The following is a 14718-nucleotide window of genomic DNA, read 5'->3' as shown; positions in this document are numbered from 1 at the left end:
TTAGTTAACTGGCAACGCCTCAAACACCAGCGTTTCCAGCGGCTGGAGCGTAATCACCACCGCGTTTTTATACTCCTCCGGTACGGTTGAATTACTGCCGTACACCGCTTTCAGACTAAACTGCGCCGCGTTTCCTGTCGGGATTTCGAAATCTTTCGTTAAATCGAGGTAATAGCTTTGCGGCTTATCCGACGGGTTACGTAAGCCGAGAATCGCTTTGTCCTTGCTCCAGGATGCCCAGCCGTAAACCTGCAGCGCGGTTGGATCGCCACCAATCCAGTGCGTGTCTACCAGCACGCTGGCGTTATCCCGCGACCATTTCGCCGCCTGCGCCAGGGTATCCCACTTCGCCTTGTTCAGCATTGAAGGGGTGATATACAGTTCCTGCAGCTGTGTGCCGGTCGCGAAGTAGCTCCAGACCTGATCGGCAAAATCACTGTCCGTTTGTACTTTCTCCAGCCCGTAATAGGCGTTTTCCGCGCTGACGATCCCGTGATACATCAGCGAGTTCAGCGGGAACAGCGGGCCTTTGCGCACAATGGAGCGGTACGTTTCCGCATCGCGGTAGGTCATCCACTGCTGCACCGGCGTGCCGGGACCGTACAGGTTGATGTCGTCACCCTGGCGCCAGATCGAGTCGGCGTAGAACAGCCAGGACGGGCTGGCGTTGGTACCTGTCGTCAGGTTGATAAACAGATTCGGGTTAGCGCTGCGCATGTTGTGCAGCAGGGCGATTGACGCGTCGAAATCCGAGGCGAACTGGCTACCCTTGATATGCGAGTTAGCATTGCCCATTCCGTCGAGCTTGAACGAGGTAATGTGCTCGTTTTTAATCAGTTTGATAATCTGTTCATTGAAGTTTTTAAAGTAGTTCGGGCCTGATAATGCCAGCTTCCCGTCTACCGTTTCGAAATCGTACTCTTTTGCATGCGAGACGCGAGTATCGCGCGGTTTGTTATATCCGCCCCACGGCGAGAGCCACAGGCCCACGGAGCTATGCAGGCTGTCAGCTTTCTCCCGTACCTTGCCAAAACCGTTGCTGAATGCCGGGCCAAACAGCCAGCGTCCGGTCAGGTCATCCCAGCCATCGTCCAACAGGAAGGCGTCCAGCGCCACGCCGCGCCCGGTGATAAATTCCTTATTCCATTCATCCATCCGCCCCAGCACGTCCTGCTCGGAGTACGGCGTAAAAAAGCCGATATCCATCCAGCTGTTGTAGTGCAGATAAGGCTTGTACGGACGCGGACGCACGGCATCAATAAACTGATTCACGCTGCGACGCAGCTGGCTGGTTTCCGGGAAGGTGCCGAACCAGGTGGTAAAGCTGACCGGCGTTTCCGGCTGAATCGGCGTTTTCAATTCTACGTTGAGATTGGTGGTCGCTTCATAGGCGTAAGTGTTAACGATGGGCTTGTCCGGCAAAATAAAGAACGAATCAGCAACGATCGGTGAGCTGTTGATAGCCCCGTCGACATAGGGTGCCTGAGACTGCTTTTTGGTCGGGAAGAAGGTGATTTTCGCCACGTCTCGCGGCTGCCCGACTGCGGCAACGGTGTAGTCGATGCTGGCGTATTTCCCCTTCACCAGGTTCAGCTTTACCGTTACGTTGAAGTCCGGATGGGTGAAATTAATGACAATCCCGCTGTCCTGCTTTTCGACATGCTTGATTTTAAAATCAGCGGTGTGGATTTTCGTCTCATCCGGCAGCGTCAAAAAGAACAGCTCCTGCGGCGTGAGCGGATGGTTAGCCCTGGTGTCCTTAACCACTACCGTTGAGTTTGCGTCATCAAACGACAGAGCAATATTGTCGTTATTGAGCGCGTAGCTAGCGGCCAGAGCGCTATGGGAAACGCACAGGGCCAGCACTGAGAGTGCGAGGATTTTTTTCATCAGCGTAAGCTCCTTTTTAATCAGGCTTCTGCAGTAAGCAGCAATCGATTTGCCGAGCCGCAAACGGCGATTTTGCTTCTGACCACCTCTTTCATGGCGTCCATGCCGACCCGCATGTAGAAGCGCGGATCGTTGCCCTGCGGGTTTTTGGCAAACCAGGCTTTCACCGCGTCAGAGAAGGCAATTTTCAGCTCGGTCGCCACGTTGACTTTGCACACGCCCAGCTCGATGGTGCGGCGAACAAATTCATCTGGCACATCGCTCGCGCCGTGCAGCACCAGCGGTACGGTGACCACTTCGCGGATTTCCGCCAGCCGCTGGAAGTCGATTTTCGGGCGTTTGGTATACAGGCCGTGCGCGGTGCCGATGGCGACGGCAAGGCTATCGACGCCGGTCAGTTCGACGAAGCGTTTCGCCTCCTGCGGATCGGTGAGGAACGTGCTTTCGGCGTCCACGCTCATGTCATCTTCCACGCCGCCCAGGCGGCCCAGCTCGGCTTCGACGCTGCAGTCGTTGAGGTGGCAGAAATCGACCACCGACTTCACCAGCTTCACGTTTTGTTCAAATGGAAAATGGCTGCCGTCGATCATCGCGCTGCGTACGCCCGCGTTCACCTTGCGGCGAATATCGTCCAGCGATTCGTGGTGATCGAGGTGCAGCGCCAGCGGCATGTCGTAGGTGTGGGAGTACGCGCTGCACAGGGCGTAGATCTCTTCCAGCGCTATATGCTTAAAGGTGCCCGGCGTGCCCGCGAGGATCACCGGCGATCGCATTTCGCTGCACGCTTCGAGGATCGCCTGGATCGTCTCCGCGTTGTGGATGTTGAATGCCGGCACCGCGTAGCCTTTTGCCTGCGCGTCCTGCAGAAGATATTTCGTTGAGATAATGCTCATAGTGCGATCCTCTTAAGCCTGCCACGGATGAATAACAACGCCCTGCACCACGCGGTTGACCGTCCCGCTGGCGGATGGCGTATCGGGCGTATTGCCCACGCTGAGGGACTGGGACAGCGCAAAGACCTGGGCGTACATCAGGAAGCAGAACGCCTGTTCCATATCGATAAACGGGCGGGAAGGCGGCAGCAGGATGTGCGGACCTGCTTCGATGACCGGATCGTTTTCAGCGGCGATGGCGACGACGCGCAGGGCCTGGCGATCGCGGCGCAGCTCGGCCAGCAGATCCAGATCGTACTGACGCGTATACGGATGGCTGGAGATAAACACCACCACCAGCGTTTCGCTATCAACCAGAGACTTAGGTCCGTGACGGAAGCCCGTCGGGGAATCGTAAAACGCCGCCAGCTTGCCCGCCGTCAGCTCCAGCACCTTCAGCGCCGATTCGCGCGCCGCGCCCTGCAGGCCGCCGCTCCCCAGATAGACAACGCGTTTCCACGCTTCATTGCCAAAGACGCCGTGGCTGAAATCACCGAGCGTAGTGAGGATCGCCTGACAGCGATCGGCCACGTCGCGGAAGGTGTGGCTATTGATCGTTTCCGGAGCGAACACCGCCAGACAGCTTGCCATCATGGTGGTGATGCTGCTGGTCATCGCGAACCCGCGATCGTGCGTTTCGGCAGGCATCAGCAGGGCACAGGCGTTATCGCTGTCGATGGCGTTCTGGTACAGGCTCCCCGCCTCGTTGCAGGTAATCGACAGGTGGTAGCATTCCGGCACGAACTGGTTTGCCAGCTCAACGGCCGCGACGCTTTCCGGACTGTTGCCGGAGCGGGCAAACGAAACCAGCAGCAGCGGATGCGCAGGGCTGAAGTAATCCATCGGGTTCGTGACCAGATCGGTTGTCGGGACGGCGGTGAAGTTTTTCCCTGTGTGGCTCGAAAGCCATGGCGCAATGATATCGCCGATAAAGGCGGACGTGCCCGCGCCGGTCAGGACGATCCGCAGATCGCGCTTGCGCAGCAGCGGCGTCAGGAAACCGTCGATCGAAGCGCGCAGGTTATCGATGTTGTTGAGCGAGCGGATCCAGCTGGCAGGCTGCTGGCGGATCTCTTCCTCGGTCCAGGTGCCGGTTGTAGTGGTGGTAGTGGTTTGTGGCATAACTCAGTCCTTAGTCGTGTGAATTCCACATCAGACGCTGGCAATCTTGTCGCTATCTTTCGTTTCGTTTCACTTGTTCACTTAAGCAGTTAAATAAAATCTATAGAAAAGAAATCGAAACTTCAATGGATGAAAAGAAATAAAACGAAAAGTGTGATCGTGAAAAGAAAGGAGGAATTTAAGGAAAGGAAAAGAAAGGCCTTACGGTTTCAGGCCGTAAAGCCAAAAGGAGACACAGTGAAAGGGCTAAAAGGGGAGAGCCTGGCCCTGAATCCAGATCCGCTGGAGATGTAAATCACCGTCCAGCGCAATGATATTGGCGCGTTTGCCCGGGGCTAAGGATCCAAGCTGACCGTCAATGCCCAGCAGCCGGGCAGGGTGCAGCGAGGCCATATGGATCGCCTCTTCGGCGGTTACGCCTGCATACTCCACCATATTTCTGACCGCGGCATCCAGCGACAGCGTGCTCCCGGCCAGCCCGCCGGAGCCGGTTCGAACCACGCCGTTTTGCATCGTGACCACTTCACCGCACAGGGTATACCGACCGTCCGGCATACCTGCCGCCTGCATGGCATCGGTAATCAGCACCACGCGATCCTGCGCGCAGCAGCAGCATAAGCGCATCGCCCCCGGATGGACGTGGTGGCCGTCGGCAATCAGCTCCAGCCACGCCCGTTTGTCCGTAAGCCCGGCGCCGACCATGCCGGGCTCTCGGTGGTGCAGCCCCGTCATGCCGTTGTAGCAGTGAACCAGCCCGTCGGCACCCGCATCAAACGCGTCGAGAGTTTGCCGGTACGTGGCGGCGCTATGGCCCAGCATTACGCGTATGCCGCGCTGTTTAAGATGATGAATCGCCTGCAGCGCGCCGGGCTTTTCCGGTGCGAGCGCCACTACCCGCAGCGTGCCCTGTGAAACGTCTACCAGCCTGTCCAGCTCGGCGATATCCAGCACCCGGAACAGCTCCGGCGGATGCGCCCCTTTGTTCTGCGGCGTAAAGTACGGTCCTTCCAGATAGCTGCCCAGGATCTGCGCGCCGGGACCGTCGGACTGACTGCGCCGGGCGATACGCATCAGCGCGGCGTGGATGGCCTCCAGCGGCGCGGTGACGGTGGTGGGCAGAAATGCGCCCACACCTTCGCGCGCTTTATGCATCGCCAGAGTGTCCAGCACGTCGGGCGCATCATCCATGACGTCCACGCCCGCGCCGCCGTGGACGTGCGTATCGATATAGGCCGGGCAAAGCAGCTCCGCATCGCGCGTCGTAACGCCCGCCGGAATGGGTTCAATCGCCGCAACCCCGCCGCTTTCAATGCGCAGCTGGTGGTCGTCCAGCCAGCCCTGTTCGGTAAGGATCCGCCGCGCGCGCAGCAGCTGGCTCATATCCCTTCCTCGGCAGGGGCTTCCTCGCGACAGCGCCCCAGCTCGTCCACCAGGCTCGTCAGGCCGCGGTGTCCGCACTCCAGCGCCTGCAGACGAAACGCCTCGCTGCTTAATCCGTCGCGCTCCAGCACCATCTCCAGCAGCAGCTGCAGGTTGGTGCCGGTTATCACTTCGCTGCCCGATCTTTGCATCGCGAGCGTTGACGCCACGCGGAACGGCGTGCCGCCGAGCAGATCGGTGAGAAACACAACATCGTGCTCTGCGTCGAGTTCGCTCACCGCCTGCTCAAGCTGAGCGGTCAGCCGCGCGGTGGTGGAGGTTTCCGGAAAATCGATGGCGATAAACTGCGGCTGCTCGCCGAGGATCTGCTTCATCGCCTGCTCAAGCCCGCTGGCAAAACCGCCGTGACCCGTCAAAATAATGCCTAACATCGCAACCTCTTTGCTTTTACAGGAAGTGACAGAATTTACCGACAACGCCCAGCAGCACGGTGATACCGATCAGCCGCAGCGGGCTCCAGCCGCGGCGCACCAGCCAGAACATGGTCAGGGTGTAGACCAGCGGCAGAAATGCAGGCATCAGCTTGTCGATAACGTCGGCCTGCAGCTTGACGACCGCATCCCCGGCTTTGATCTCGAGCGTGGTATTGAGGCGGACGTAGGTTGCCACCAGCGCGCCGATCACCGTCATCCCCACGATAGACGCCGCGTGGCCGACCTTTTTGGTGTTGGCTTTAATCAGCGGAATGGCCGCGACGCCCATCCGGTAAGCGTAGTGCGCCAGGCCAAAGCGCAGGCCGAGGTGTACCACGTTAAATAAGACGATAAAGACCACTGCGCCCAGAATCGAACCCTGCAGCGCCAGGCTGGCGCCAATACCGCCGCAGATGGGCAGCAGGGTTAGCCAGAACATGGCGTCGCCAATGCCGCCGAGCGGTGCGCCGACGGCAATTTTGGTGCTCTGGATGCTGTTCACATCCTGCTTGGATCGCTCCATCGCCAGAATGATGCCGATAACAAAGGTCACCAGGAACGGGTGGGTGTTAAAGAAGCCCATATGGCCTTTCATCGCCCGCGCCAGGTCCCGCTTGTTGGTGTGGATCTTTTTCAACGCGGGCAGCAGCCCGTATAGCCAGCCGGAGGCCTGCATACGCTCGTAGTTAAACGAGGCCTGCAGCAGCATGGAACGCCAGGCCACGCGGTTAATATCCTTTTTCGTCAGTTCGGCACCGATGCTCTGGTCTTCGTAGACGTTTTCATTCACGCCGGTCAGCAGCGTCTCTTCGCTTTCAGACACGCCCGGCAGGGTGGTGTGGTTAGATGCCATCTTCGAATTCCTCTTTCTGGGCTGCGGGAGCCGTCGGTTCAGGTGATTTACGCATCAGGTCGATCAGCGCCATCGCCAGCGCGGCGGCCGCAATCGCCAGTACCGGAAGCTTGAGCCAGGCGGCGGCGACAAAGCCGATAATGAAGTAAGGGATGTAGACGTTTTTCATCATGATCTTCAGCAGCACGGCGAAGCCGATAGCCGGCATGATGCCGCCCGCGACGCCGAGGCCGTCAATCAACCGTGCTGGCAGAACGTCAATCGCGGTTTTCGCATGTTCCGCGCCGAAGTAGATCGGCAGGAACGCGCACAGAAAATAGAAGATGCCGAGCGCCAGCAGCGCAAGATAGTTAACCCGCTCAATACCGTTTGTATCTGCATTGGCCGCCATGCGATCGCAGCGCGACATCACGCCGGACATTACCGAGAAGAGGAACGTAATCCCCATCTGTACCGCAACGGCAAACGGCACGGCGACGCCAACCGCGACTTCTGGCTTCACGCCGGTGCTGATGGCAAATGCGGTACCCACGATGGTGCCAATAATGACGTTAGGCGGCTGGGCACCGGCGAGCGGGGCCAGCCCCATCCAGACCAGCTCTAACGTACCGCCGGTCAAAATGCCGGTGTGCAAATCGCCCAGAATCAGGCCGACCAGCGGCCCGAGTACCACCGGGCGGTGCATGTGCGTTAACCCGTTAAACATATCCAGACCGGCGATAAAGGCGAGTATGCCCAACCCCAGCGCCTGCAACAGACTGATTTCCATTGTGAATCCCTCAGAGCAGTTTAAAGAGATCCAAAGCAGTTTCTGTTGGAACGCCCTGAACGAAGCATTCCACACCGGCCGCTTTCAGGCCGTTGAACGCGGCGATATCGTTCGCGTCGACAGAGACCGTTTTGGCAATTTGTTGTTTGCCACTGGCGTAGTGCATGTTTCCGACGTTGATACGGGTGATGGGCACGCCGCCCTCGACCAGCTTCAGAAAATCGGCGGGGGATTTGCAGACCAGCAGGATTTTCTGGCGGTCAGCGGCGCGGTGAATGTTGTCGATGACCTTTTGCAGCGACCAGAAGCGCACGGCGATCCCTTCCGCGAGCACCATTTCCATCAGGTTCTGTTGAACCGGATCCTCAGCGACCTCATCGTTAGCGACCAGCACCAGGTTTGCCCCCGCAAACCCCACCCACTGCACGCCCACCTGACCGTGGATCAGGCGTTCGTCGATGCGGCATAAGACAATGTTTGGCATAGCGTTTTCCTCTTTTTTAATTATGCGTTTTGAGTCGTTACGCCTTCGCAGGCGGCGTGGTACTGCTGGAGTATGTCCTGAATGTGGTCGATGATGAGTTCCCGTGGCGTTGACTTGAGAGCGCCCTCGCGAACTTTGCCGTACTGCAGCGGCAGGTACTGGCTGATCAGCGGCAGAGGAACAGGCTCGTCTGCCAGGTTACGCACCAGCCGTTCAAAGGCGTCGTCAATTTGGCTGTCAGGCCAGTAGTAGCGCACGCGGTCAGAGTAGCTGTAGCCGCGCGCCAGGCGACGCGCGTTGCCGTCACCGTGGTAATGGCTTTGCCAGTATTCCGGGCGATCGAGCATGACGTTTTCCAGAACGTGACGCAGTCCGGAGCTGGCTTTTGCCGGCAGCAGCTCCTCTTCTATGGCGGCCAGCGAGAAGAGCGCTTCGCGCAGGGCGAAGGTCAGGGCGGGGCCAACTTTCAGAATCGCAAAGTGATCGTTAACCAGCTGGCGCAGCGCCTGCGGCGTCTGGTAGTCGGTGGAGTGGGCTTCAAACACCAGCGTATCGTAGGCTTCAACCATTTTGCTCAGGGCTACGGCTTTCTGCGGCTGATAGTCACAGACGTGCGCGTGGTCGAACTCCACGCCAGGCTGGACCACCAGGCCAATAATGCGCGGCCAGATGTCGGTTAAGCCTTCCTTTTCGAATGCATGACGATGCGCTTCAAGCGTGGCACGAGCCGCGTCCGGCGTGGTCACGGCAAGTTCGGTGAGCGTTTCGTGCGCGCCGCCGGGAACCGGCACTTCCGTGCCGATAACGTAGACCAGATCGGATTCACCAAACTGCTCGCGGCAGGTCGCTTCGGCAATCCTGGCCAGACGTGCGGCGCGTCCGGCGACGATAGCGTCGGTTAGTGGAACCGGATCGCCCTCGCAGGACATGCTGCAGTCGAGGTGGATCTTTTTGAATCCTGCAGAAACATAGCTTTTGATCAGATCGTCGGCATTGGCCATCGCCTGTTCCGCAGGAAGATTTTGCCAGCGGTTAGGGCCCAGATGATCGCCGCCGAGGATCAGCCGTGACGTCGGGAAACCAAGCGATTCGGCCAGCCGGTAGACAAACCCGTGAAAATCAGCGGGCGTCATGCCGGTATAGCCGCCAAACTGATCCACCTGGTTGGAGGTGGCCTCGATCAGCAGCGGGGACCGATGCGAATGCGCATAACGAATTGCAGCTTCCAGTACCAGCGGATGTGCGGAGCAGACGGCGTAAATCCCGTTTGAATTCCCCCGTTTATGGTGTTCCACCATTTCTGTCAGATGTTTCACTTTCCTCTCCATTTCGGATGGTAATGATATTTATCTTTCGTTTTGTTTCATTTAATCCTGCATTATGGTGATATAAAAATAAAACGAAAGATAATAGTTTTCCGATCTGTTTCACAAAAGAAGCATAATGAAAGGTTTCAGCGCGGTGTCAGCTTGCGTATCGTCACTATGCAGGGCTTGCATTCCCGCAAAGGAAAGGCCTTAATAGGCAAAACGAAATGAAACGAAAGAATATTGATTAAGGAACTCGTATGAGCAGCACCGATTCATCCGCGGAAAAACGCATCACCGGCACCAGTGAAAGGCGGGAGCAGATCATTCAGCGGTTGCGGGCGCAGGGAAGCGTGCAGGTTAACGATCTGTCTCATCTGTACGGCGTATCGACGGTGACGATCCGCAACGATCTGGCGTTCCTGGAGAAGCAGGGCATCGCCGTTCGCGCTTACGGCGGGGCATTGATTTGCGAGGGCAATGCGCCGGGCGCCGAGCCTTCCGTGGAGGATAAAAGCTCGCTGAATACGGCGGTGAAGCGCAGCATCGCGCAGGCCGCTGCCGAGCTGGTCAAACCCGGGCACCGTATTATTCTGGACTCCGGCACCACGACGTTTGAAATCGCCCGCATGCTGCGCCAGCACACGGACGTGATTGCGATGACTAACGGCATGAACGTGGCGAATGCGCTGCTGGAAGCGGAAGGGGTGGAATTGCTGATGACCGGCGGGCATCTGCGCCGTCAGTCGCAATCCTTCTACGGTGACCAGGCAGAACAGTCGCTACAGAATTACCATTTTGACCTGCTGTTCCTCGGCGTTGACGCCATCGATCTCGATCGCGGCGTGAGCACGCACAACGAGGATGAAGCCCGTCTGAACCGCAAAATGTGCGAGGTGGCGGAGCGTATTATCGTTGTCACGGACTCCAGCAAATTTAACCGCTCAAGCCTTCATAAAATCATTGATACACAAAGGATTGATATGATTATTGTTGATGAAGGCATTCCGGCGGAGAGCCTGGACGGGCTGCGGAAAAGCGGGATTGAGGTGGTGTTGGTTTAAGGGGGCTTTCCCCTCACCCTGCCCTCACCCCTATGGGGAGAGGGCAGGGTGAGGGGAAGTCACGTCACCGGTGCCGGGTTAAACACCGCCAGCTGGTTATGCAGCCCCCACTGGTCAGAAAAGGTTTTCTTCCGCCCGCTCGCCACGTCCAGAATGAAGTGGAACAGCTTCCAGCCCACGTCCTCAATGCTCTCTTCTCCGGTGGCGATAGTGCCCGCGTTGATGTCCATTAAGTCATACCAGCGGTTTGCCAGCTCGGTGCGGGTCGCCATCTTGATCACCGGCACCGCCATCAGGCCGTACGGCGTGCCGCGCCCGGTGGTAAAGACCTGCACCGTAATGCCGGATGCCACCTGCTGCGTGCCGCAGACGAAATCGCTGGCGGGCGTAGCCGCGTAAATCAGGCCGCGTTTCGTCGGGCGCTGGCCCGGAGAGAGTACTTCTGCAATGGCGCTCTGACCTGATTTGGCAATGGAGCCGAGGGCTTTTTCCACCACGTTTGCCAGGCCGCCTTTTTTGTTGCCCGGAGACGGGTTTGCGCTGCGGTCGGTTTTGCCCATATCGAGATAGCTATCGTACCAGGCCATCTCCTCAAGCAGGCGCTTGCCGACCTCTTCATTAACGGCGCGTGGCGTGAGCAGATGGATGGCGTCACGCACTTCGGTTACCTCGGAGAACATCACCGTGGCGCCGCAGCGTACAAGCAGATCGGACGCATAGCCCACCGCCGGGTTGGCCGTCACGCCGGAGAAGGCATCGCTGCCGCCGCACTGGGTGCCCACTACAAGTTCCGAGGCCGGGCACGTTTCACGCTGGCGGCGGTTGAGTTTGTCCAGATGACGCTCTGCCACCTGCAGGATATCGTCAACCATTGAGCCGAAACCCACGTGGCGTTCGTCCTGCAGGCGCACGATGCTGGCCTCGTCTGCCGGAATGGCTTTGACATCTTCGGTGCCCTGCAGCAGGCGCTCTGGCTGCAATTTTTCACATCCCAGACCGATTACCATCACCTCGCCGCCAAAGTTCGGGTTCAGGGCGATATTGTGGATGGTACGAATAGGCACCACGGCAGCGGGGGCGTTAATCGCCACGCCGCAGCCGTAGAGATGGTTCAGGCCAACTACGCCGTCGACGTTCGGGTATTTTGGCAGCAGATCGCGTTCGATGATTTTCACCACGTAATCCACTACGCCCGCCACGCAGTGCACGCTGGTGGTAATACCGAGCAGATTCTTGGTGCCGACGCTGCCGTCCGCGTTGCGGTAGCCTTCGAAGGTATACCCCTCCAGCGGAGGAAGCGGTTCCGGCACGCGGGTCGCCAGCGGAAGCGTGTTCAGCGGCGGCGCTTCCGGCAGCGCTACCAGCGACTCCTCAACCCAGCTACCCTGTGGTATAGAACGAACGGCATAACCGATGACCTCACCATAACGAATGATTTCGCTATTCGCAGGGATATCCACCAGGGCGACCTTATGTCCCTGCGGAATATGCTCAATCAGCTCCAGCCCGTCCGGGAAGCGGGTACCCGCTTTTAAGCCGTTGTCGTTGACAATAATCGCCACATTATCGGTGTCGTGGACTTTTATATAAAACGCCGTCGGCGGTGTCTGTCGAATTTCAATGTCGGCCATTGTTCAGTATTCTCCAGCAAAGTGTCTGATAATAAATTCAGCCAATTTTCTAATGGTAGAAATAAATACGCGGCTTTCAGAAATAAAGCATGTCAGCATAGGGAATACGAAAATGTGATCTCGATCGCTCCAGGACCAGTAATCCCTGATTCTGTGCATTAGCGCCCAGCGCCTTGTGCATATGCAAAAAATTTTATCAAAATGTACCGCAATGCTTGAGCATTACAACAATGTGCGGTCGTGGATTGCGTCTTATACTGAATGACGATTTTATAACGCCAGAATACGTCAGAATACGTCAGAATAATAAATATAATGCTGGCGCGGCGTCTGAATAAATAAAATGATGCTGAAAAAGGCTGCGGAATTAAAAAGGTAATTACGATGAATAACGCTATCTTCCCGAATAAATTTAAAGCGGCCCTCGCGGCGCACCAGATTCAGATTGGCTGCTGGTCCGCGCTGGCAAACCCTATCAGCACCGAAGTGCTGGGTCTGGCCGGTTTCGACTGGCTGGTGCTGGACGGCGAACATGCGCCGAACGATATCAGCACCTTTATTCCGCAGCTGATGGCGCTGAAAGGCAGCCCCAGCGCCCCGGTAGTGCGCGTGCCAACTAACGAGCCGGTGATTATCAAGCGCCTGCTGGATATCGGTTTCTACAACTTCCTGATCCCGTTTGTGGAGACGGAAGAACAAGCGGCACTGGCCGTAGCCTCAACGCGCTATCCGCCAGAAGGGATCCGCGGCGTTTCGGTTTCGCATCGCGCCAATATGTTTGGCACCGTGCCGGACTACTTCGCGCAGTCCAATAGCAACATCACCATTCTGGTTCAGATTGAGAGCCAACAGGGCGTTGATAACGTCGACGCGATTGCAGCCACAAACGGCGTGGACGGTATCTTCGTCGGCCCGAGCGATCTGGCGGCCGCGTTTGGACACCTGGGGAATGCCGGTCATCCGGACGTGCAGCGCGCGATCCAGCACATCTTTGCCCGCGCCAAAGCGCACGGCAAACCCTGCGGCATTCTGGCGCCGGTTGAAGCTGACGCCCGGCGCTATCTGGAGTGGGGAGCCACGTTTGTTGCCGTCGGTAGCGACCTCGGCGTATTCCGCTCAGCCACGCAGAAATTAGCGGACGCTTTTAAAAAATAACCATCATTGAGGAAACATATTATGACGCTGAAAGTGGGTTTTATTGGCCTGGGCATCATGGGTAAACCAATGAGTAAGAACCTCATCAAAGCGGGTTACTCACTGGTGGTGTCCGATCACAATCCGCAGGCCGTGGCAGAGGTGATAGCGGCTGGCGCTGAAGCTGCCACCACTGCGAAAGCCATTGCCGAGCAGTGCGACGTTATCATCACCATGCTGCCAAACTCCCCGCATGTTAAAGAGGTCGCGCTGGGTGAGAACGGCATTATCGACGGTGCGAAGCCGGGCCTGGTGCTGATTGATATGAGCTCTATTGCGCCGCTCGCAAGCCGTGAAATCAGCGAGGCGTTAAAAGCGAAGGGCGTCGATATGCTGGATGCGCCGGTCAGCGGCGGAGAGCCGAAAGCGATCGACGGCACGCTGTCGGTGATGGTCGGCGGCGATAAAGCCGTTTTCGACAGATACTACGACCTGATGAAAGCCATGGCGGGCTCCGTGGTGCATACCGGGGACATCGGGGCGGGTAACGTGACCAAGCTGGCAAACCAGGTGATTGTGGCGCTGAACATTGCCGCCATGTCCGAAGCGCTGACGCTGGCAACCAAGGCGGGCGTTAGCCCGGACCTGGTCTATCAGGCCATTCGCGGTGGTCTGGCGGGCAGTACCGTGCTGGATGCCAAAGCGCCGATGGTCATGGATCGTAATTTCAAACCCGGTTTCCGCATCGACCTGCATATCAAAGATCTGGCGAACGCGCTGGATACGTCTCACGGCGTCGGCGCGCAGCTGCCACTGACCGCGGCGGTCATGGAGATGATGCAGGCGCTGCGTGCCGATGGTCTGGGCACGGCCGACCACAGCGCGATTGCATGCTACTACGAAAAGCTGGCGAAGGTGGAAGTGGCGCGTTAATCACGCCTTGCCTTCACCTTAGGGTGACAGCGGCGCGCAAACCCTCTATACTGCGCGCCGAAGCTGACCAGACAGTCGCCGCTTCGTCGTCGTCCCTTTCGGGGGAGACGGGCGGAGGGGAGGAAAGTCCGGGCTCCATAGGGCAGGGTGCCAGGTAACGCCTGGGGGGGAAACCCACGACCAGTGCAACAGAGAGCAAACCGCCGATGGCCCGCGCAAGCGGGATCAGGTAAGGGTGAAAGGGTGCGGTAAGAGCGCACCGCGCGGCTGGTAACAGTCCGTGGCACGGTAAACTCCACCCGGAGCAAGGCCAAATAGGGGTTCACAAGGTACGGCCCGTACTGAACCCGGGTAGGCTGCTTGAGCCAGTGAGCGATTGCTGGCCTAGATGAATGACTGTCCACGACAGAACCCGGCTTATCGGTCAGCTTCAACTTCTTAAAAAACCCCGCTTCGGCGGGGTTTTTGCTTTCCGGGTGTTGCAGGTCGGGTAAGCGCAGCGCCACGCGGCAACGGGACAAACGACATCAATTCTCATATTTGCGACATTAAGCACATTTCACTGTTTTTATCCCTTCAGTGTCGTTTCTGTATCTGTAGACGATCGTCATCACAAAATTTCACGCTAAAAAACACACGGTTTTTAGTATTGATAATTTGTTATGTTTGTTACCTTAATGATCCCGAAACTTTTCGCGTTTGATATGCATATATTGAAATCAAATACATTTCTCCCGTGAATATGT

The 14718-nt window shown here is 57.6% G+C and carries 13 protein-coding genes and 1 other RNA gene; 4 read left to right on the top strand and 10 right to left on the bottom strand.

The window, feature by feature from the left end:
* From KGP24_RS20570 to kbaZ, 9 genes are all read right to left on the bottom strand, one after another.
* Positions 1-1890: an enterotoxin gene (locus KGP24_RS20570; protein WP_223561654.1), complete on the bottom strand. Its 1890-nt coding sequence runs from the start codon at positions 1888-1890 to the stop codon at positions 1-3.
* Between the two features lie 20 nt (positions 1891-1910).
* Positions 1911-2783: a tagatose-bisphosphate aldolase subunit KbaY gene (gene kbaY / locus KGP24_RS20565; protein ID WP_223561653.1), complete on the bottom strand. Its 873-nt coding sequence runs from the start codon at positions 2781-2783 to the stop codon at positions 1911-1913.
* A 12-nt stretch (positions 2784-2795) separates the two neighbouring features.
* The gene (locus KGP24_RS20560; RefSeq protein WP_223561652.1) at positions 2796-3944 is read right to left on the bottom strand and encodes an SIS domain-containing protein; all 1149 of its coding nucleotides are present in this window, start codon (positions 3942-3944) and stop codon (positions 2796-2798) included.
* A 246-nt stretch (positions 3945-4190) separates the two neighbouring features.
* Complete coding sequence (gene nagA / locus KGP24_RS20555; protein WP_223561651.1) at positions 4191-5324, bottom strand: N-acetylglucosamine-6-phosphate deacetylase; 1134 nt, start codon at positions 5322-5324, stop codon at positions 4191-4193.
* Positions 5321-5755: a PTS galactosamine/N-acetylgalactosamine transporter subunit IIA gene (gene agaF / locus KGP24_RS20550; protein ID WP_194401309.1), complete on the bottom strand. Its 435-nt coding sequence runs from the start codon at positions 5753-5755 to the stop codon at positions 5321-5323. The genes nagA and agaF overlap by 4 nt, the downstream gene beginning before the upstream one ends.
* Positions 5756-5771: 16 nt before the next feature.
* Positions 5772-6650: a PTS N-acetylgalactosamine transporter subunit IID gene (gene agaE, locus KGP24_RS20545; protein ID WP_194401308.1), complete on the bottom strand. Its 879-nt coding sequence runs from the start codon at positions 6648-6650 to the stop codon at positions 5772-5774.
* On the bottom strand, positions 6640-7419 hold the full coding sequence (gene agaW, locus KGP24_RS20540) for a PTS N-acetylgalactosamine transporter subunit IIC (RefSeq protein ID WP_023309308.1): 780 nt from the start codon (positions 7417-7419) through the stop codon (positions 6640-6642). Before agaW ends, agaE begins: the two co-directional genes overlap by 11 nt.
* Positions 7420-7429: 10 nt before the next feature.
* The gene (gene agaV, locus KGP24_RS20535; RefSeq protein ID WP_023333561.1) at positions 7430-7903 is read right to left on the bottom strand and encodes a PTS N-acetylgalactosamine transporter subunit IIB; all 474 of its coding nucleotides are present in this window, start codon (positions 7901-7903) and stop codon (positions 7430-7432) included.
* Between the two features lie 20 nt (positions 7904-7923).
* On the bottom strand, positions 7924-9219 hold the full coding sequence (gene kbaZ / locus KGP24_RS20530; RefSeq protein WP_223561650.1) for a tagatose-bisphosphate aldolase subunit KbaZ: 1296 nt from the start codon (positions 9217-9219) through the stop codon (positions 7924-7926).
* A gap of 251 nt (positions 9220-9470) precedes the next feature.
* On the opposite strand from kbaZ, the gene KGP24_RS20525 reads away from it, so the two are divergent.
* A complete protein-coding gene (locus KGP24_RS20525; protein WP_223561649.1) occupies positions 9471-10274 on the top strand; it encodes a DeoR family transcriptional regulator in 804 nt (267 codons plus the stop codon).
* A 59-nt stretch (positions 10275-10333) separates the two neighbouring features.
* Here KGP24_RS20525 and garD read toward each other — a convergent pair whose 3' ends face one another.
* Positions 10334-11905 (bottom strand): galactarate dehydratase, encoded by a 1572-nt coding sequence (gene garD / locus KGP24_RS20520; RefSeq protein WP_223561648.1) that lies wholly within the window; start codon positions 11903-11905, stop codon positions 10334-10336.
* Positions 11906-12289: 384 nt separating this feature from the next.
* Between garD and garL the strand changes: the two genes are divergently transcribed.
* The 3 genes from garL to rnpB all read left to right on the top strand — a co-directional run bounded on the left by garL (position 12290) and on the right by rnpB (position 14408).
* Entirely contained in the window at positions 12290-13060 is a 771-nt protein-coding gene (gene garL, locus KGP24_RS20515; protein WP_194401303.1) for a 2-dehydro-3-deoxyglucarate aldolase, read from the top strand.
* Between the two features lie 21 nt (positions 13061-13081).
* On the top strand, positions 13082-13972 hold the full coding sequence (garR, locus tag KGP24_RS20510) for a 2-hydroxy-3-oxopropionate reductase (RefSeq protein ID WP_223561647.1): 891 nt from the start codon (positions 13082-13084) through the stop codon (positions 13970-13972).
* Positions 13973-14031: 59 nt separating this feature from the next.
* An RNA gene (gene rnpB / locus KGP24_RS20505) (RNase P RNA component class A) lies at positions 14032-14408 on the top strand.
* Positions 14409-14718: the final 310 nt, after the last annotated feature.

The sequence above is a fragment of the Enterobacter sp. JBIWA008 genome, assembly GCF_019968765.1.
Taxonomy (GTDB): Bacteria; Pseudomonadota; Gammaproteobacteria; order Enterobacterales; family Enterobacteriaceae; genus Enterobacter.
This window is presented reverse-complemented; position numbering and strand designations above follow the sequence as displayed.

Bases quoted from the DNA above. Each gene is read 5' to 3' on its own strand.
- KGP24_RS20570 (WP_223561654.1), bottom strand. From the start codon at position 1,890: ATGAAAAAAATCCTCGCACTCTCAGTGCTGGCCCTGTGCGTTTCCCAT.
- kbaY (WP_223561653.1), bottom strand. From the start codon at position 2,783: ATGAGCATTATCTCAACGAAATATCTTCTGCAGGACGCGCAGGCAAAA.
- KGP24_RS20560 (WP_223561652.1), bottom strand. From the start codon at position 3,944: ATGCCACAAACCACTACCACCACTACAACCGGCACCTGGACCGAGGAA.
- nagA (WP_223561651.1), bottom strand. From the start codon at position 5,324: ATGAGCCAGCTGCTGCGCGCGCGGCGGATCCTTACCGAACAGGGCTGG.
- agaF (WP_194401309.1), bottom strand. From the start codon at position 5,755: ATGTTAGGCATTATTTTGACGGGTCACGGCGGTTTTGCCAGCGGGCTT.
- agaE (WP_194401308.1), bottom strand. From the start codon at position 6,650: ATGGCATCTAACCACACCACCCTGCCGGGCGTGTCTGAAAGCGAAGAG.
- agaW (WP_023309308.1), bottom strand. From the start codon at position 7,419: ATGGAAATCAGTCTGTTGCAGGCGCTGGGGTTGGGCATACTCGCCTTT.
- agaV (WP_023333561.1), bottom strand. From the start codon at position 7,903: ATGCCAAACATTGTCTTATGCCGCATCGACGAACGCCTGATCCACGGT.
- KGP24_RS20525 (WP_223561649.1), top strand. From the start codon at position 9,471: ATGAGCAGCACCGATTCATCCGCGGAAAAACGCATCACCGGCACCAGT.
- garD (WP_223561648.1), bottom strand. From the start codon at position 11,905: ATGGCCGACATTGAAATTCGACAGACACCGCCGACGGCGTTTTATATA.
- garL (WP_194401303.1), top strand. From the start codon at position 12,290: ATGAATAACGCTATCTTCCCGAATAAATTTAAAGCGGCCCTCGCGGCG.
- garR (WP_223561647.1), top strand. From the start codon at position 13,082: ATGACGCTGAAAGTGGGTTTTATTGGCCTGGGCATCATGGGTAAACCA.